General features: G+C 47.3%; 17 protein-coding genes and 1 pseudogene. 5 read left to right on the top strand and 13 right to left on the bottom strand.

Annotated elements, in window-relative coordinates:
- Positions 1-24: 24 nt before the first annotated feature.
- The 12 genes and pseudogenes from BST96_RS11320 to BST96_RS11270 form a co-directional block, all read right to left on the bottom strand.
- On the bottom strand, positions 25-993 hold the full coding sequence (locus tag BST96_RS11320) for a hypothetical protein (RefSeq protein ID WP_085758815.1): 969 nt from the start codon (positions 991-993) through the stop codon (positions 25-27).
- Positions 994-1,191: 198 nt separating this feature from the next.
- Positions 1,192-2,073 (bottom strand): protein-glutamate methylesterase/protein-glutamine glutaminase, encoded by an 882-nt coding sequence (locus BST96_RS11315; protein WP_240554788.1) that lies wholly within the window; start codon positions 2,071-2,073, stop codon positions 1,192-1,194.
- Entirely contained in the window at positions 2,052-2,252 is a 201-nt protein-coding gene (locus BST96_RS21035; RefSeq protein WP_240554787.1) for a response regulator, read from the bottom strand. The genes BST96_RS11315 and BST96_RS21035 overlap by 22 nt, the downstream gene beginning before the upstream one ends.
- Before the next feature lie 24 nt (positions 2,253-2,276).
- A complete protein-coding gene (locus tag BST96_RS11310) occupies positions 2,277-3,119 on the bottom strand; it encodes a CheR family methyltransferase (RefSeq protein WP_085758814.1) in 843 nt (280 codons plus the stop codon).
- Positions 3,113-3,658, bottom strand: a complete 546-nt coding sequence (locus tag BST96_RS11305) for a chemotaxis protein CheW (protein WP_085758813.1) — start codon at positions 3,656-3,658, stop codon at positions 3,113-3,115. Before BST96_RS11305 ends, BST96_RS11310 begins: the two co-directional genes overlap by 7 nt.
- On the bottom strand, positions 3,651-4,205 hold the full coding sequence (locus tag BST96_RS11300; protein WP_085758812.1) for a chemotaxis protein CheW: 555 nt from the start codon (positions 4,203-4,205) through the stop codon (positions 3,651-3,653). The genes BST96_RS11305 and BST96_RS11300 overlap by 8 nt, the downstream gene beginning before the upstream one ends.
- Before the next feature lie 293 nt (positions 4,206-4,498).
- Positions 4,499-6,340: pseudogene (locus tag BST96_RS11295) on the bottom strand (methyl-accepting chemotaxis protein); the annotation flags it as partial.
- Between the two features lie 56 nt (positions 6,341-6,396).
- Positions 6,397-8,481: a chemotaxis protein CheA gene (locus BST96_RS11290; protein ID WP_085758810.1), complete on the bottom strand. Its 2,085-nt coding sequence runs from the start codon at positions 8,479-8,481 to the stop codon at positions 6,397-6,399.
- Positions 8,481-8,798: an STAS domain-containing protein gene (locus BST96_RS11285; protein WP_169713973.1), complete on the bottom strand. Its 318-nt coding sequence runs from the start codon at positions 8,796-8,798 to the stop codon at positions 8,481-8,483. The genes BST96_RS11290 and BST96_RS11285 overlap by 1 nt, the downstream gene beginning before the upstream one ends.
- A gap of 45 nt (positions 8,799-8,843) precedes the next feature.
- Positions 8,844-9,209, bottom strand: coding sequence for a response regulator (locus tag BST96_RS11280; protein WP_085758808.1), 366 nt, complete (start codon positions 9,207-9,209; stop codon positions 8,844-8,846).
- Between the two features lie 49 nt (positions 9,210-9,258).
- Positions 9,259-10,455: a methyl-accepting chemotaxis protein gene (locus BST96_RS11275; RefSeq protein WP_085758807.1), complete on the bottom strand. Its 1,197-nt coding sequence runs from the start codon at positions 10,453-10,455 to the stop codon at positions 9,259-9,261.
- A 197-nt stretch (positions 10,456-10,652) separates the two neighbouring features.
- Positions 10,653-10,919 (bottom strand): EAL domain-containing protein, encoded by a 267-nt coding sequence (locus BST96_RS11270; protein WP_085758806.1) that lies wholly within the window; start codon positions 10,917-10,919, stop codon positions 10,653-10,655.
- Between the two features lie 243 nt (positions 10,920-11,162).
- On the opposite strand from BST96_RS11270, the gene BST96_RS11265 reads away from it, so the two are divergent.
- On the top strand, positions 11,163-11,789 hold the full coding sequence (locus tag BST96_RS11265; protein WP_085758805.1) for a response regulator: 627 nt from the start codon (positions 11,163-11,165) through the stop codon (positions 11,787-11,789).
- Here BST96_RS11265 and BST96_RS11260 read toward each other — a convergent pair.
- Positions 11,778-13,541 (bottom strand): ATP-binding response regulator, encoded by a 1,764-nt coding sequence (locus BST96_RS11260; RefSeq protein WP_085758804.1) that lies wholly within the window; start codon positions 13,539-13,541, stop codon positions 11,778-11,780. The two genes, BST96_RS11265 and BST96_RS11260, sit on opposite strands and share 12 nt — an antisense overlap.
- A gap of 197 nt (positions 13,542-13,738) precedes the next feature.
- Between BST96_RS11260 and BST96_RS11255 the strand changes: the two genes are divergently transcribed.
- The 4 genes from BST96_RS11255 to BST96_RS11240 all read left to right on the top strand — a co-directional run bounded on the left by BST96_RS11255 (position 13,739) and on the right by BST96_RS11240 (position 18,241).
- Positions 13,739-14,470 carry a methyltransferase family protein gene (locus tag BST96_RS11255; protein WP_085758803.1) on the top strand — a complete coding sequence of 244 codons (732 nt, stop codon included), beginning with the start codon at positions 13,739-13,741 and terminating at the stop codon, positions 14,468-14,470.
- Positions 14,471-14,561: 91 nt separating this feature from the next.
- Positions 14,562-15,857 (top strand): TAXI family TRAP transporter solute-binding subunit, encoded by a 1,296-nt coding sequence (locus tag BST96_RS11250; RefSeq protein WP_085758802.1) that lies wholly within the window; start codon positions 14,562-14,564, stop codon positions 15,855-15,857.
- Positions 15,854-17,014: a cache domain-containing protein gene (locus BST96_RS11245; protein ID WP_085758801.1), complete on the top strand. Its 1,161-nt coding sequence runs from the start codon at positions 15,854-15,856 to the stop codon at positions 17,012-17,014. The genes BST96_RS11250 and BST96_RS11245 overlap by 4 nt, the downstream gene beginning before the upstream one ends.
- A gap of 24 nt (positions 17,015-17,038) precedes the next feature.
- The gene (locus BST96_RS11240; RefSeq protein ID WP_085758800.1) at positions 17,039-18,241 is read left to right on the top strand and encodes a BamA/TamA family outer membrane protein; all 1,203 of its coding nucleotides are present in this window, start codon (positions 17,039-17,041) and stop codon (positions 18,239-18,241) included.
- Positions 18,242-18,246: the final 5 nt, after the last annotated feature.

Below are 18,246 nucleotides of genomic sequence, written 5' to 3'. Positions count from 1 at the left end.
AACCTCCCGATTTTCACGGCAACACTATTCAAAACGATAACGGAGTTGCACACTGAGCCTGTTCGACCTTGGCTGTTGTTCTATCTCCTCAATGGAGTACAGCAACTGCCCACTCACAGTAAAGTTTTTATAGGGCTCCCATACCAGCCCCGTTATAAACTGACCACCGGACTGCCATCCTTCGCTTTTGATTTGCTGATGTTTTAGCTGCATATAAAGATGTAAATGTTCTTGAGGTATCTGCTGTGACAGTTCTAAAAAACCACTAACGGTATTCTGTTGGTCGTTTTCACCGATGGATATTTCTGCCAGCCACATCCATTGGCGAAAGTAATAAGCAAGATCAAGCCCGATTTTTCTACGCTCAGTAATCGTCTTTTCAACAAGGACATCACCGTAAAACCATGAACCGCCCACAACATAATTTTGGTGAGAGGCACTGCCAATTCGGCCTGAAAATAGATAGGGTGATTGACTACGGTCTATTGTATTACCTGATCCAGCACTGAGTGCTACTTCGTATTCGTAGCTTGGCAAGACCCCATTTACGGACACACCCCAATCCGATTTTATCGCGCGGTCAGACGCTGTAAATTGCCGCAGAGTGCCATTGGAGTCCATGGTTTGCTCCAGACCAAAGGGCAGCTCAAAGTGCCCTGCACGAATATTTACCCCACCATTGGACAATGCTGTGTAATTAAAATTGGCGACGCGCCAGATAAGTTCTTGATCGTCTTCCTGACCCACATCGCTGAAAATATAGTGAGTATTTTTTCGCCTTACAAGATAGGGCTGAAATATCAGGGTACCTATATCGCTGGTGCTTCGGCTAAATACTTTATGCAAATCCAAACCCAGATAATAAATCATCCCATGCTCATGGCTTTCCAGGTTTTCCATTCCCCGTATAGCACCGTCCAAAGCGACACGACCATTATCTAACACCGCATCCAGGCCTGCATAACCAGAACAAGGCACCCATAATAAAACCAAAGCAGTGTAGAGCCTTGCTATTATGAAGACTCTGCGACCCGGGCAGAAAAATGTTTTATTTAAGCAAAGCATAAAATTTAATAGTCTTATTTAAAAATTAACTCAGATACCGGCAGCTTTACAATCTGTGATATCTATGAAGAGATAATTAGCTAACACCGCTTCACCGCTCTCCAACCATAGAGAAATATAACCACCCTAGCGGATCAGTTGCCCAGCAATCTGGTCGAGTGGCAAGATTTTATCCACACCACCGGCCTTTATTGCCTCATTGGGCATACCAAACACCACCGACGTGGCCTCATCCTGGGCAATCGTCAGAGCACCGGCATCATGCATTTCTTTCATTCCTTTGGCACCATCATCCCCCATACCGGTCAGGATAATACCCAGAACATTTTTGCCCGCATATTTGGCGGCCGAGCGAAATAGCACATCGACCGAAGGTCGGTGTCTGGATACCAGAGGGCCCTGTTTTATCTCTACAAAATAGCGCGCACCACTGCGTTTACACATTAGGTGATGGTTACCCGGAGCAATTAATACATGGCCTCGCAATATCGAATCACCATTGCGCGCCTCCTTAACGCTCACTGCACACAGGCCATCCAGACGCTCGGCAAAGGAGCGGGTAAAGCCCTCCGGCATATGTTGAACAATAACCACACCGGGGCAGTTATTAGGCAGGGCCTGTAAAAATCTGGTGAGAGCCTCAGTCCCTCCGGTGGAGGCACCTACTACGACAATACGTTCGGTAGTCTCGGACATGGCACTACCAAGGGGTTTGGCTAGCATAACATCCGCATTTTGTTTTTTGCTGGGCACCAAACGAGCCGCCACCAGTTTTTTAGGCTTTACTAATGAGGCGGCTTTAACGGCATCAATAATAGTGATCCGCGACTCCTGTAAAAAAAGCTGGGTACCACTTTGCGGCTTGGCAATAATTTCTGTTGCGCCATACTCAATGGCTTTGCTTAGTGTCTCTGAACCTTTGCCTACCAGACTGGAGCATATAACAACAGGCAACGGGTGCTGCTGCATAATTTTGCGTAAAAAAGTCAGACCATCCATCCGTGGCATTTCAACATCCAGAGTAATGACATCGGGGCCTCATCGCGGATTTTTTTGGCGGCTGCAATAGGGTCCTGAGCGTAGGATATTACCTCCAGCTCATCATCACTATTTAAAATATCACTAAGGGTTTGACGTACCACCGCAGAGTCATCAACGATCATAACTTTTATTGTGGGTTTCTTCATGACGGACTCCATAGTCTGTAACATTTATCCTTTCAACTTATAGGTAGTGGCGCCCAGCGTATCCAGAGGAACATTAAGACCGGTGATGGACTCTGAATGACCTAGAAAAAGATGACCTTGAGGTTTTAGCTTTCGGCATAATTGATTAATCACCTTTTCTTCCGTAGGGCGATCAAAATAAATTAATACATTGCGACAAAAAATAATGTCAAACCGGCCGGGCAACGTGTAGTGATCGTTAAGTAAATTGAGAGTGCCGAAACTTACACAGCTTTGTAGCTCCGGCCCCATTTTAACCACGTTGGTATTGGCCACGCTGCGCAGAAAATATTTTTGCCGCAACGCCAGGGGAACATCACTTACCTCGGCTTCCCGGTACAAGCCATTGACGGCTTTAACCACCACAGCCCGCGAAATATCGGTAGCATAAACTTCAAATTTTATCTTCTGGTGATATTGATTCCACTCCAGTAACAACATGGCCAGCGAGTAGGCCTCCTCGCCGGTAGAGCAACCCGCACTCCATACTTTTAAAGTACGAGATGCATTGTTCGGACGATCTACCCAGAGGGGAAGGTAATGCTGCCGCAAATAATCAAAGTGCTGCTGCTCCCGGAAAAAATGGGTTTTATGGGTGGTCAGGCTCTCAACAAGGTAGACGCTTTCCAACTGCCCCTGGGGGCCAAAAACATAGTCGGTATACGCCTCAAAAGTTGCTAGCTTCAGCGCTTTTAGGCGATGGCGAAGACGCCCCTCAACCATGCTCCGCTTATTATCGGTTAAGCGTAAGCCTGCTCGGCAAAACACATAGGCCGCTATACGCTCAAAATCCGAGCTACTGAGTGATTCCTGATGTATCGCTAACACGCCGCTTGTACCTTATCAACGGGCTGCGCCGGTCTGGCTGCACAGGCATCTACTGACTGACTTGGGCTACCGACCAGCATTTCCTCAAGGGAAAAGACTACCTTGCTGTCCAGCAGCGTAATAAAGTGATCGCCGAGTCTTGCCAGACCTTCAATAAATTGATGTTCGATACCGCCCCCCATCCCCGGGGCAGGCTCTTTATCGTCGGCTTCAACGGTAAGCACATCGCTCACCGAATCGACCATCACACCGATCACCACGGTCTCCTCGTTAACCTGGCTTTCTACGATAATAATGCAACTGTCTACCGTGAGCGGTTTGGCCACTATGGAAAACTTTATTCGCAAATCAATGACTGGAATCACCTGGCCACGTAAATTAATCACCCCACGCACATACTGGGGAGCGCGGGGCAGCGCGGTAATGGTTTTAACCTCTATCACTTCTTTTACCCAATGAAGGTTAAGGCCCAACAACTCATCGTGAAGACAAAAGGTCAGGTATTGGGATAAATTATCCGCCGGTATTGAGTCATTCATAACTGGCAACACCTTCTTCGTGACAGTGCTCATCGACACTCTCTCCCTCTGGCCCAACGACAGAGGCTGCAACTTTTATAGCCTCAAGGTCGTCATGGCTACTCAATGACTGGGCATCAAGCAGCACCACGAAAGCGCCATCATGCTGACCAACACCATAAATAAAAGCAGAATTAACCGAGCTACCCACCTGCGGTGGTGGGTCAATATCAGAGGCCGACAAGTCAATCACTTCCCGTACAGAGTCCGCCAATGCACCGAGTAAAAATAACTCACCCTGAGAGTCTTTTATCTCCAGAATCAAAATACAGGTATCAACGGTCATCTCAGTGACGGCAAGACCAAAGCGCAGCTTTAAATCAATAACGGGCACAACCTGGCCGCGCAAATTAATCACGCCACGTAAATAATCAGCACTGCTTGGCAAAGGGGTAATCTCGCAAAGGTCCAGCACTTCTTTAATGCTTCGAATATTAATACCATACAAGGTATCGTCTAACTCAAAGTTCAGATACTGCCCCACATTGGTATCTATCCATTCAGACATAGCCCTACTCCCATTCAATGAACACCAGAGTCAATCAGTTAATAGGAGGTAAACGCTGTCTCAGCATCCTGGCCATCCAGCCCCATATCGATATCAATACCGGAAGCGGCGGTTCTGGTTTTAGGCTCAGCGGGCGTTGAGGTGGACACTGCCTTTATGGCTGTTTCAGCTGAGCCGGAACGGGGCTCCCCCTGACCTCCAGCATGGCTAGCGGTTAATTGGACATCGCCTTCAGCCACGTTGAAATAAGCGATCGCCGAGGTCATCATCTCTGTTTGGTCTGATAAATTTTCAGCTGTTGAGGCCACCTCCTCTGAGGCCGCCGCACCCTGCTGTACCGTTTGATCCAGCTGCTGAATAGCGACATTGATCTGACTGGCACCGGTATCTTGCTCTTGTGCTGCCACACTGATCTCTTGCACCAACTCGGCGGTTTTACGAATATCAGGCACAATGGACGCCAGCAGCTCCCCCGCTTTTTCTGCCACGGCCATAGAATTTTCTGACAGCTGGCTAATTTCACCGGCTGCCTTTTTACTCTCTTGAGCCAGCTGGCGTACCTCCGAGGCGACCACCGCAAAACCTTTACCGTGCTCACCGGCCCGGGCAGCCTCAATCGCAGCATTTAATGCCAGTAAATTCGTTTGGCGAGCAATCTCTTCGATAACCGAAATGGTATTGGCAATTTCCTTCATGGCGGTTACTGCACCACTAACCGCCTCTCCGCCTTCAGCAGCATCTTGTGACACCTGCTGGGCAATCTTTTCGGTTTGCTGGGCATTGTCTGCGCTCTGGCTAATATTCGCTGCCATTTGTTCCATTGAGGCCGACACCTCTTCCAGTGAGGCGGCTTGCTCTGTAGCACTCTGGGATAATTGCTGGGCTGTTGAACTCAATTCCTGAGAACCGTTATTCACACCGTCCGAGGAGTTAGCAACGGTCACCACCACATCACTAATACTCGCCACCATGGCTTTAAGAGCCGCTAACATCTCACCGACTTCATCCTTGCTATTCACCTCTATATCCACCTCAAGGTCGCCCTTGGCGAGGGTTTCCATAATCTCTACGCTGCTATTGATCGGTTTGATAATCACTCGGGTAATTACCGTGCCAATCACTGCCGCCAGCAATAAGCCAGAGGCCAGCAGCACCCAGAGAAACTGGTTAAGACTTGCCGCCAGTGATTTGGCCGTCGCCATATCGTCAATCATCAACTGCTTTTGGTTATCGGCCATGGCCTTAAGATCATTTTTAATAGCAAACGCTGTAGGTGCAGCTTTAGTGCCAAGCCATAGATTAGCCAGATTAGACTCTTTACCAGCCTTGATCGTAAACATACGCTGTGGCAGTGGCGCGAACTTTTCTCTGGCAGCACTAAAAACATCAAAAGCCTGTTTTTGCTGATCGGTTAACAGCGACTGATTATTGTTCAAATCATTAAAGCGACGCTCGTTTTTTTCCCACAGGGTATTAAATTTAATAGCAAACTTCTCTTCTCCTGAAAGCAGGTAGGCGCGAATATTGGCCAAGGCCAATCCCGTGGTACCCCTGACATCCGCCATAATACCCAATAGCTGCTTGCGCCTTGGGCTTGCCTTTTCTTTGGACTCAAGGTCAATCATAGTCGTGATTGTTGCCGTCAACTTTTGCGCTTCAGGTGCCGCCTCCTCGAATAAAATCTTTAGCGCAGGCTGATTATCAACCGACTGGGCAATCGCTTCGATTTCATTTTGATACTGCTTAAACTCATTTAACGCTGCTTCAATACGTTTTAATCGTTCGATATTTTCAGGATTGGTCCATGTCGCTGAAAAATCTTTCATCGAAGCCAGTGCAGGCTCTATCTCCTCTTGCCAGGACATATTACGTTCTTGCTTAAATTTATCGGACCCAAGAATAATCCAGCCTCGAAGGGCCGCCAGTGAATGATTGATACCATTTAACATTTCCAAACTGGCGCGAGCTGTAGGGGCGCGCAAATCAATCACCCTATTGGAAATCTCATTGGTTTTTTTGATCTCAGACATCGTGACCAATACCGTCGTTAACAACACCAGAGCCACGGCAAAAAAACCACCGCCAATCTTGGTGCCTATACGGAATCGGGATAACAGTGCGTTTATAGTAAACATGGCTGGGCTTCCTCTATCAGTCATCATCGAAATATTTCTGCAATCAAATTGCAGCATTAAACGTTTTCTTTACTGTCAAACAATTGAACAATTTTCACTAAGTCCAAAATCAAGGCCACGGCGCCATCACCTAAAATAGTGGCGCCACTAACCCCTTCAATAGCCTGATAAATGCGCCCCAGGCTTTTAATAACAATCTGCTCCTGCCCGACCACATCATCGACTATCAGGCCATAGCACTGGCCTTCTACACTGACAATAACAATCTGGATATCGTCATTGACCCGGGCAGCAGATCCTGCCCAATTTTGTAAAGGCAAACAGGGCACCAACGTATCGCGCACACGTATCAGCTGGCCTTGAGCAGAATACTTAAGGGCGCCACGCGTGGTTTCCACACACTCTTCAACCATCGCCAATGGAACCACCAGAATTTCAGCGCCAACCCTGACCAACAAACCGTCGATAATGGCCAGAGTTAATGGCAGCCGCAGTGTAATGGTGCTACCCACACCCACCACGCTATCTATATCAATACTGCCGCGCAGACTTTCAATCGCTTTTTTAACCACATCCATACCGACACCTCGACCGGAGATACTGGTAATGGTTGCAGCGGTAGAAAATCCAGGGGCAAAAATAAAGGCAAGAATATCTTTAGGCGCAGGTTTTTCCTGTTGGGTAGACAAACCCTTTTCCAGAACTTTTTCCCACACCTTATCGGCATCAATCCCGCCACCATCGTCTTTGATTTGAATAATCACCTGTCCCTGGGCATGTTTTGCCGACAAGGTAATTTTGCCAAGGGGGTCTTTACCGGCGGCAATGCGCTGCTCAGGTAACTCAATACCGTGGTCAAGACTATTGCGAATAAGGTGCACCAGCGGCTCGCTCAACTGGTCAATCACCGTCTTATCCAATTCGGTTTCAGCGCCTTCGGTAAGCAATTCAATCTGCTTACCCTGCTCATTCGATAGGTCGCGAACCAGACGCCGAAATTTTCCAAAAATGCCACCGATCGGCAACATCCGTATACCCAACACATTGTCACGAATGGAGGTCACCAATTGTTCCAGTTCGTCATTGATAAGGCTTAGCCGTGCATCTTCCCGGCTTTGTGAATACTGCTTCAAACCAGCCAGGGCAATCACCAGCTCACCGACCAAATCCATTTGTGAATCAAGCCGGGCAGAAGAAACACGGACATTGTCCGTGGACTGTGTTTGTTGCCGCTGTTCGCGCAACAGGTTTTGTTCCACCAAGGCCGAATCTACTTTTTCCTGGGGCAGCAAACCGCTGTTAACAATTTTTTCACCTAACAGTGGTGGCTGTTCACACAGTGGCGCTAACTGCTCCTGTTGAATATCACCACGCGCCAATAAAATTTCACCAAGGCGTTGTGGGGCATCTTCATCGGTAATATCAATCGCGGTAATAGTGACCTCACTATCTTCCTCCACCAGGGAAAAGACATCGGCCACCTCATCCCGGGAATGGATGGTTTTAACCACCATCACCCAACTGGTATAACAGAGGGTTTCATCGATTTCAGCCAGCTTGGGCAACGACTCAACATAAGCCTGACTATAAACCTCACCCAGCTGCAACAAGCTTTGCAGCACATTTAATGGGTTAATACCGTAGGTCAGCAGTGCCGGCTCTGGTACAAAGTGAATTCGAAAGTGTGATATCCCGTTTTTCTGCTGCTGACTGGTATCTTTGTTGTGATGGTTTTCATCAGGATTAGCTGCGCTTATATCACCGACAATCGGCGCATAAACACTTAGCTGGGCAAGTATATGATTGCCTTCTTCTCGCAAGCGGGGGTTTAACTGATCGGCAGAATCAATAAGTTCAGTGATATAGTTATGTGAAGATAAGCCAATTTCTACCAGTTTTTTATTGACACTAATATCGCCTTTTCTCACCAGGTCGAAAACATTTTCCAACTCATGGGTAAAACTGGCGATATTGGGGAAATCGCACATGGCTCCAGAGCCTTTGATCGTATGCATCGCACGAAAAATACGTGCCACAAGATCAAGGTCATCATTATTATTTTCCAGTTCGAGTAGCGCTTCTTCAAGTTCTGGTAACAGATCTTGCGCTTCCTCAACAAACAATGCTTGTAAGTCAGACATTATAAACCCGCAGCCAATTTAAAAGGGAAGCCCGATAGAGCCACCAATGATTCACACTCTGAAGACAGTGCCACCAACTCAAAATCCAGCCCCTCCTGAACCGCAGACTGCTGACAGGAATAAAGTAATTGCAAAAAAGCCACATCCAACGCCTGAACCTCCTGCAAATCGATTTGGATGGGGTTGGCCGTAGCAATGGCGGCAATAAAGACTTCTTTTACCGCAGCGGCCTGTAAAATAGTTAACTCTGACTTACACCGTATCAACGAGCTGCCGTCTTGGCTGATTAACTCGCAAAAATCATATTTTCCTGTCATAAAGACCTCAGCAACACTAAAATTTGGACACAAGCAAAAGCACATTTACATAATGAGTTTTTTAACCGTTGTTAGCATTTGATCTTCTTTAAAGGGCTTGACCACCCACGCCCTGGCCCCGGCTTTCTTTCCTGCCTCACGCTTGTCGGCTTCACTTTCTGTGGTTAACATCAATACCGGGGTAAAACGGTAGTCAGGCAGTTTTTTCAATTCAGTCACAAACTCTATCCCATCCATCACCGGCATATTGACATCACTAATCACCAGCTGCGCGGAGCTTGCTGATAATTTATCCAAGGCCACCCGGCCATTTTCAGCCTCCATCACGGTGTAACCTGCATTTTTCAAACACATAGAAACCAATGTTCGAATTGAACTGGAATCGTCCACTATCATAATTGTTTTAGACATTCTCACTCTCCGCCGCCTTATAAACTGTTGACCTTGCATCAACTAACCGTTAAAAAAATTCCACATCGCAATCAGCATCGGCATTATTCATTGCTAACTTATCTTCTGACGACGCATTAAAAGCCTGTTTTTGTTCAACCATATTGAAGCTATTAACCATCGCCCCTTTCCATTCATCCCATTGCAAACTGATAGCTTCGCCATTGTCTATGGCATCGGAAAAGGTGGTTCCCATATCATCCACTTGCGTCACAATACTGCCTAACACCTGCACCACCCGGTCTTCAAACTGTAATGCCACCATTGACTCATCCACGGCAGATATAATTCTATGCCCCTCCTCCTGCATCAATGCCGAGGATTGACCCAGCTTGTCGGCAATGCTTGCAAAGCTTCTGACCACACTGCCAACCGTATCGTGGCTATCACTTACCACCGCGCCTGCTTGTTCGATACTGACGACTGAAATTTCTACGGCCTCCTCCATAGCCGAACAGATAGACTCTATAGTGGTACTCATATTGCGACCTGTTTCCGATGAACGCCTGGATAAGTTTCTTACTTCATCAGCCACTACAGCGAAACCTCTACCCGCATCCCCTGCTCGTGCTGCTTCAATAGAGGCATTAAGTGCTAACAAATTTGTTTGCTCGGCAATGCCCGCCACACTTTCTGCCATAATTTGTAAGTCTTTCGCGAAGCTATGAAGCCCACTGACTTTTTCACCAATATTTCTGTTTACGCTCACTAATTCTGATAGGGATTCCACACTGTCGCTTAATGCCCGGCTGCCGCCATCGATAATGTCGCTAACATTGCCTTTATCACCGTCACCGGCCAGCTCGGAGGAAACCTTCAGTGTTTCAGATAGGGCCGAACGAATGCCCACAAAGGCATTAACCAATGCGTTAACAGCCTCAGAGGTTTCATTCTTTGCCAGCTTCAGCTGACCATTCCATACCGGAAAGATTTCGCTGAGAAATTTCTGCATTTGATGATGGCTATCGAGTTGATTGTCTTGACTAGCTTGCAGCTCTTCCATGGCTGCCATTAATTTTTTCTCACTATCTATCTTATGGCGATAGTTTTGGCCAATATAAATACCAGGGATTAATTGCCCAAGAACAATAAGGCAAGGAACAAAAGGAGAGGATAAAAACAAACACAAGCATAGGAAGCTAATCAGGATCACTAGCTCTATGGGGTAGCGAGTTATAGCATGCGATAAATGCGTTACTTGAGTCATTAGCCAGGTCCTGCCGGTAGTGTTGTACAGTTAGTAGTTGTACACCGATCTATTAGTAGTTTTGCCACTGATCTAACACACGAACTAAGCGGCATTCCTACTTAAGACACTTAACAGAGAGAAATCCCCACCCCCGAAATGAAATTTTTGACTATTTTTTAATCTTATATATAAGGCACCCCTCTGAATTATCATGATTACCTTGTATAAGAAGACCTCAACAAAGCATCTTTACCGCACAAAGAAGCATGCTGCATTACAGCCTCGGACTCAGCCACCACCATTAAATTCAATGTTTCAGCCATGGCAATTATTGCCGTCACCAGCGCCTTGGGGTCATCTGATTGATCAATGTCAGCCACAAAGGCACGGTCTATCTTTAAAATCTCCAGTGGGAAGATGTTCAGGTAGCTTAGTGAAGAAAATAGGGGTCGATAGGTTACTGCTTTGCCAGGTACAGCCAGTTAAGACAACTGACTTGCTAGATATAGGTATGACTGGACGGCCCGGGCGAACTTAGATGAAGGCAAAAGACTGGATGGGTGTTATCGAAGCATCGTCTATATACCCCCCATGAGACCAATCAACATTGCCCTCTCTTTTTACGCATTTTAGTCACCGCTGTATTGGCGGCATTGGAATATTTTACGAATTAAAAGGCTGCATAACGTGTATACTGAACCGATTAGAATTATAAGGATTTACCCTTGAAACTCTTACTGGTTGACGACCACACCCTTTTCCGCGAAGGCTTAAGCTATTTGCTGGAAAAGCTGGACCCTGAAGTCCTAATTTTAGAAGCGGATAGTTATAATAGCGCTCTGGAAAAACTCTCTGATAATAAGGATATCAATCTTATCCTGCTGGATTTATCGCTCCCGGATAAAGACGGTTTTGAAGTCCTTGAATTCTGCCTTGAGCAATTCTCCGCCATACCGGTCGCCATACTGTCAGCCTCCAAAAGCACAAAAGATATGCAACAGGCGATGGATATGGGGGCGGTGGGTTTTATTCCCAAAGACACCTCCAGCGAGATTATGCTCAGTGCATTACGCACGATGCTTGTTGGTGGTTATTATATCCCCACGGCTTTAACTAAAGCCCCTGCGGCCATGACGGCAAAGCAACCTGGCGACCCGTTCTATCTTACCGGACGCCAATTAGACGTTGTCACGCTGGTTTGCGATGGCATGACCAATAAAGAAATTGCCAAGCAACTTGACCTTGCAGAAGCCACCATAAAAATGCATATGTCATCGATTATGACTAGCCTGAATGTCACCAACCGCACCCAGGTCGCAAAGGTTGCCATAGAGCGGAAGCTACTGACTTAGCGCCTTATCGGCAGAGGCAGATTGCAGAAAGCCTCGTAATTTATTTGGCGCTACTGGTTTATATAAAACCTGGATACCACTGCTGTCAATCTCTACTAATTGTTCTTTTTCGATATCACCGGTCATTAACAGGGCGGGGAAATCTGTCTGATAGTAGGCATACAAAGCCTGAATAGCATCGATACCCGTTTTATTATGCTGTAAGCGAAAGTCTGAAATAATCGCCGTAGGTTCACGACCATCACTGCGGAGTAAGTCCAGGCAAGTGTCCGCATCCGCAGCACTAATCACCGAGCAACCCCAGAGCATCAGCAACTGGCTCAAACCGTCACGTATGGCCTGTTCGTCATCAATAATAACCACCAACATAGAGCGATCAAATGCCTTGCCAGGCAAGCGTTTTTTTACCGGTGCCATCGAGGCGGCCTGCGCTGGTGCCCTTGCCAGGGTAACGGAAAAGGTTGAGCCTGCACCGGGTGTGGATGTTAAGGCAATGGGATGTTCCAACAAGGCAGCACTGCGCTGTACGATGGATAAACCCAAACCCAGGCCTTTTTCACGCTCACGGGCCGAGTTATCCAGTTGGTGGAACTCAACAAAAATATCCTGCAGTGAGCTTTCTGCAATACCAATGCCCGTATCCGCTACCTCGATCGTGACATTATCACCGCTATACTCATAATTTAAGCTGACCGTACCGGCAGTGGTATAACGTATGGCGTTAGAGATAAAGTTGCGAAGTATTTGCTCTAACAAGGCCCGCTCGCTGTAGACCGTTATTGCCTCTGTCGGCCAGGTCATTGTCAGCCCTTTAGCCGCCGCAGGGCCATTAAAATCATGCGCCAGCGTATCGATCAGGTCGGCCATATCAACGGCCGTCTTATTGGCTTCAATTACCCCGGCATCCAATTGCGAGATATCTAATAATTTATCAAATAAATCTTGCAATGAATCTACTGACTGATGAATTTTATCGACCACTTCTCTGGGTTTTTCCTCTTTAACCAGCTCTTCCAGTACCGAGGTAAATAAAGTCAACGAGTACAGTGGCTGACGCAGATCATGGCTGGCGGCTGCCAGAAATTTTGATTTGGCCTTATTGGCCCGCTCCGCCTCTTCTTTTTGAATGTTGAGTTGCTCGATAAGGTCGAGGTTTTCATAACGTAATTGCAGGGACTGGGTAAAGCTGCGGTTAAGCCGGTAATTAAATGACGTTAAGGCGGCAAAAAACACGACCGTAATCATACCCAGCGCTAAATAAACCGCCTCCATCATCCCGAATAATTTGATCGTAATCGGCAGTAGCGACAGAGGCACATAGGCAAAGTAGGCTGGAAGGTAAATACTCAGAGAAAACGTTGAACCGCCAGTCATCGCCAAAAAACTCAGCAATAAAAATAATTGGTACTCAAAGTTATCCTCAGGGAACAGTAAAATACCGCCCGCTCCCCAGATAATACCAGCGAATAAGCTACCCAGTAGCAGTAGCAGCCGATACCGGTCAATCAAGCTGGCATCAAAGTCCCGTTGAAATTGCCAATAGAACAGGCTTCTAACGGCAAGCATAAGCAGCATCAAGCCCATCCATAACAGCAGACGTTGATGATCGACATAATCCCAAAAACTGAAGGTCAAAATCGAACTCACCAACAGGTTAATCAAGATTAATGACCAGGTTGATTGGTACAAAGTTCTGATTTGCTCAACGATAATCTGTTGTTGGTAGTCCGGTTGAGAGGATGTGCCAGCCAAAGTGGGTAACCTTATATTAGACCTCAAAGCGCTGATTGTACGCCAAATTAGGCCAAAGGGCTTTAAGGTCAGTTTTATGCTTGTTTGTGCATGCCTCTTAAGCTGGCCTATACTTCCCCTACACTCACTTCAGTAGTCATGCCCCTCGGCATAGTCGGAGATCCAATAGCTATCCCACAAGCTACCCGGAGGCGACCATGAGCAAACGCTTGCTTATTTTTATTTACGGATTAATTGCCTATGCTATAGGTATGGGCGGGCTGGTTTGGTTTATCTTATTTTTGGGCAGCTGGGATTTTCTGCCGCAACATATTAACTCCCAAGCACCAGGCCACCTGCCAACGGCCTTAGCCATCAATGGCGGCTTAATGCTGCTATTCGCCATACAACACTCTGTTACCGCCCGGCCTGCTTTTAAAAAGCAACTGACCAAACTGATCCCACCTGCGGCAGAAAGAAGCACCTATATATTACTGTCAGGGGCCATCATGGCGATGTTTTGCCTCTACTGGCAGCCCGTCGAAGGTGAACTTTGGCGAGTGGAGGTGCAGCCCTGGAATACCCTGTTAGTGTCAGGTTATATAGCCGGGTGGGCTATCGCCGTTCTCGCCACCTTTCAAATCAATCATTTTGAGTTATTTGGCTTACAGCAGGTTTATTACCACGTTAAAAAAACAGCTGAACCCCCAGCGAGGTTTACCGAACGCTTATTTTATAAAGTTGTACGTCACCCATTGCAGCTAGGGGTCTTGATCGGCATTTGGATAACCCCGCTAATGACCATCACCCATCTGCTACTGGCACTGGGTATGACCCTCTATATTTTTATTGGCCTGCACTATGAAGAGAAAGACCTGACCGCCCAGCTGGGGGCAAGATATACCGATTACCAAAACCGGGTTCGTATGATCTTACCCTTTCCCAAATAGCCCCACCGGGCACAAATTTGACATTTCAAGCATGCATTAACATATAATCACCCGCTTAATTAAACCAACTAAAGCGGTAGAGTATTCGGGCATGCTAGCTGGACGTTTTAAATATGTAGTAGTCGGGCTAATTTGGCTTGCCTCACTGATTGGCATTATGGGCTGGGTGGTTAATATCCAGCAGACCCATATCACCATTGCTGGCGGCCCCCGTAGCAGTGAATCCTTTGAAATAGCCACGGCCATCGCCGAGGTATTCTCCCAGCAACACAGCAACTACAAGGTTGAAGTCTTTGAAACCAGCGGCTCGGCTGAAAATGTCCGGCTGTTGGAAAGCGGGCTTATTGACCTCGCACCCATTCAAGCCGACACCGCCATCGCTGGCAATATTGATGCAGTTGCCAGCCTCTACTTTGACGCTTACCAGTTAATCGCAAGGGACGGCCTGACAACGTCTATCAGCAGCTTTGCCGACCTGCCCGGACATCGCATTGCCATCCCCCCAACCAGCAGCGGCCAAAATGCTGCCTTTTGGTTTTTAGCGGATCACTACGGTATTACCGAACAACAAGTAGCCGCTCTCCCGATGTCTGAAGCAGCGGCTAATTTTGCCATGATTCAGGGCCAGGTTGATGCCGTGTTTCGGGTTCGCGTTCCCGGCAATGATGCCATTAGGGAATTAATTGGTGATCATTTATTGAGACTGGTACCCATTGAGCAATCGGCGGCCCTGTCCCTGAAAAAACCGGCTATCAGCCCCGGCATGATTCCCCACGGCTCCTACCGTGGTTACCCAGCATTACCAGCACAGGATTTACCCACCGCGGCGATGGAACGTATTCTTGCCGCCAGAGCAGACCTTGACCAAAAGCTGGTTTATAAACTGACCCAACTCCTGTTTGAACATCGCTCAGACCTGGTATCAGAAACCCATCTGGCGGGCATGATTCGTGGTATTGATCATTCCACTTCCAGAACTATTCCCGTTCATCAGGGAGCATTAAGTTATTACGACCGTGAGAAACCTTCCTTTGTTCAACAAAATACCCGTTTAAGCTCGGCCATCTTATCCGCCATCGCCATTATCACGTCCGCGGTTTTTGCCCTGCGCTCGCGCTGGCAATTGCGCCGCCGGATTCGCGTCGGCGAACATAATAAAAAACTGATGCAGTTAGCGGAAGAAGTGTCCAACACCACCGACACAGCCACCCTGACTGAGTACAAGACGCAATTACGCACCATGCTGCAAGATTTAGTCGATGACCTTGATCAGGATCGCGTTAACCAAAATGAGTTTGAGCATTTCCAATTTGTTTGGCAGTCGGTGGATAACTTATTAAGAGACCAATGGCTTCAGGCCACTGCTAACAAGGGGGAACAACGATGAGTAATAAGACAAACCGTTTTTGGCTGCTCCCCACTCTAGGCTTATTGCTTGTGGTACTGGTATTAGGCTATGCCATTAATCGCACCATTATTAATACCACTATTGAGCATAATGCCGAGCGCTTTCAACTATTAAACCAATTACGCCGCAATGCACTGGTCGAATATTTTGAAACGACTAAGGCAGAAATTGTTTTTTGGAGCCTTAACCCACAACTGCTTAGCCACCAACAGACACTGGTTAATCGCTGGGCCATCTATGCCGACCAGATAGGTTATGCCAGCACCCAATTGCGTAAATTTTATATCAGCAACAACCCTTTCCCACTGGGGGAACGCCACCAGCTCAGTGATGCGGGAGATGGCTCGATTTATAGTGAAGTCCATGCCGACATTCACCCCATGGCAAAAATGTTTGTGACCGAGCGGGGCTATTACGATTTATTTCTGATCAATAATACCGGTGATATTTTTTACAGCGTACAAAAAGAAGATGACTTCGGCACTAACCTTGTATCAGGACAATACAAAGATTCGGGGCTAGCCCATGTTTTTAAACGGGCTATCAACAATCCGGGAACCGTAGCCTTTAGTGACCTTGAACACTACCAGCCCAGCAATGGCGACCCCGCTATGTTTATGGCCACCAGTTTAAGCAATGAAAAAGGCGAAGTGTTAGGCGTATTAGCTCTGCAACTACCCACCGCCAAAATTGAAAATATTATGAACTTTGATGGCGGCATGGGTGAAAGTGGCGAAACCTATTTAGTGGGCAAAGATCAACTAATGCGCAGCCAGTCACGGTTTTCTACAGAGCGCACCTCACTTAAAGTAAAAGTTGATACGACCACCACCCGGCGCGCACTAGCTGGAGAAAAAGGCGTAGAGTTTACCGATGACTATCGCGGCATCCGGGTACTCTCTGCTTTTGACAGCGTTACTTTTGATACAGTTAACTGGGCGGTAATGGCAGAAATCGATGAGGCCGAAATTATTGATAATGTAGCTCAAGCTCGCCCAGCCATAGCGGCATTAATCAGCTTACTTTATGCCTTATCGTTATGGAGTGTTTGGCTATTTAAGGATGAGGATCTAGGCAGTGACACCGGCAGCTTTAATTTTGACACTGACAGCAGCGACTTTTCAACGACGGACTAAAAATAGTTCACAACAGGATTAACCATGGTCAAGGTAACATCCGCAGGCATAGTACTGTTAGCGGCGTTAGCAATAAGCAGTCTGGCAAAGGCAGATTTCGCCAAACAGTTTTTTGACCCTGTTGATGGCAAATTTGATGTCTCTGGCTTTTTAGCGGAGAACGCTTTTGGATTTTTACCCGTACCGGTAGTGATTACCGAACCCGCGGTAGATTCTGGATTAGGCGTTATCGGTTTAATCTTTCACGAAGATGAAGAGCAGGCCGCCGCTAGAAAAGAGGCCATGCTGACCTCAGAAAATGCAGCACGGCATTTATTACCCCCCAGCGTTTCCGCTATCTTTGGCGCTTATACCGGCAATGATTCCTGGCTAGCCGGTGCGGGCCATCTGGGTTTTTACCAAGAGGGTGACATCCGTTATTTAATCGGCGGCGGTTATGGCGACATTAGCCTCGATTATTACAGTATTGGCGACGTTAACTTACCGCGACCTTTATCCATTAATACCCAGGCCAGCGCTATGCTGCAAACACTTAAGTTTAAACTGGGTGACCTGCCTGTTTTTATTGGCCCTACCCAGCGCTATACGGAAGCAGAGCTTTCACTGGACCAGCTTGAAAATTTTTTACCCCCGACAACGCCACCGGATATCACCGACCAGATAAACGATCTTTTTACTAGCGAAATCACCACATCGGGACTGGGTGTGGTGGTTGAAATTGATACTCGCGATAATATTTTTTCACCAGAGCAAGGCTCACGGTATGAACTTTCTTATGTCGTTTACCGCGAAGAAATTGGCAGTGATCTAGACTATGAAACCGCGACGATCACTGCCCTAAACTATTTTAAATTATCTGATCGCTGGTTACTCGGCGTACGCGTAGTTGGTGATACAGTGAATAGTGATGACCGCCTCCCCCCTTTCGCTTACCCCGGCATACAAATACGTGGGATAGCAGCTGCCAGATATCAGGGGTCTGATGTTGCCGTACTGGAAAGTGAAGTCACCTGGAAAATCGATTCCCGCTGGAGTATTAATGCCTTTGCTGGCGGCGGTCGTGCGGCAGACTCTACCTCCGGTATTGGCTCCGCCAGTACACGAGTCAGCCAGGGCGCCGGCTTTCGTTACAAGATTGCCAGACGTTATGATTTTTTAATGGGCATTGATATTGCCGAAGGGCCCGATGAAACCATTTGGTATATTCAGGCAGGGTCATCCTGGTAAACCAG

Origin of the sequence: Oceanicoccus sagamiensis (assembly GCF_002117105.1) — a bacterium.
GTDB lineage: Bacteria > Pseudomonadota > Gammaproteobacteria > Pseudomonadales > Dasaniaceae > Oceanicoccus > Oceanicoccus sagamiensis.
Note: the sequence above shows the minus strand (reverse complement) of the source record. Positions and strands in the feature narration are given on the sequence as shown.

Excerpts from the sequence above, each read along its gene's own strand:
- BST96_RS11300 (WP_085758812.1), bottom strand. The coding sequence starts at position 4,205 with ATGTCTGAATGGATAGATACCAATGTGGGGCAGTATCTGAACTTTGAG.
- BST96_RS11245 (WP_085758801.1), top strand. The coding sequence starts at position 15,854 with ATGAGTAATAAGACAAACCGTTTTTGGCTGCTCCCCACTCTAGGCTTA.
- BST96_RS11285 (WP_169713973.1), bottom strand. The coding sequence starts at position 8,798 with ATGACAGGAAAATATGATTTTTGCGAGTTAATCAGCCAAGACGGCAGC.
- BST96_RS11275 (WP_085758807.1), bottom strand. The coding sequence starts at position 10,455 with ATGACTCAAGTAACGCATTTATCGCATGCTATAACTCGCTACCCCATA.
- BST96_RS21035 (WP_240554787.1), bottom strand. The coding sequence starts at position 2,252 with ATGAAGAAACCCACAATAAAAGTTATGATCGTTGATGACTCTGCGGTG.
- BST96_RS11250 (WP_085758802.1), top strand. The coding sequence starts at position 14,562 with ATGCTAGCTGGACGTTTTAAATATGTAGTAGTCGGGCTAATTTGGCTT.
- BST96_RS11305 (WP_085758813.1), bottom strand. The coding sequence starts at position 3,658 with ATGAATGACTCAATACCGGCGGATAATTTATCCCAATACCTGACCTTT.
- BST96_RS11280 (WP_085758808.1), bottom strand. The coding sequence starts at position 9,209 with ATGTCTAAAACAATTATGATAGTGGACGATTCCAGTTCAATTCGAACA.
- BST96_RS11290 (WP_085758810.1), bottom strand. The coding sequence starts at position 8,481 with ATGTCTGACTTACAAGCATTGTTTGTTGAGGAAGCGCAAGATCTGTTA.
- BST96_RS11255 (WP_085758803.1), top strand. The coding sequence starts at position 13,739 with ATGAGCAAACGCTTGCTTATTTTTATTTACGGATTAATTGCCTATGCT.
- BST96_RS11240 (WP_085758800.1), top strand. The coding sequence starts at position 17,039 with ATGGTCAAGGTAACATCCGCAGGCATAGTACTGTTAGCGGCGTTAGCA.
- BST96_RS11315 (WP_240554788.1), bottom strand. The coding sequence starts at position 2,073 with ATGCCACGGATGGATGGTCTGACTTTTTTACGCAAAATTATGCAGCAG.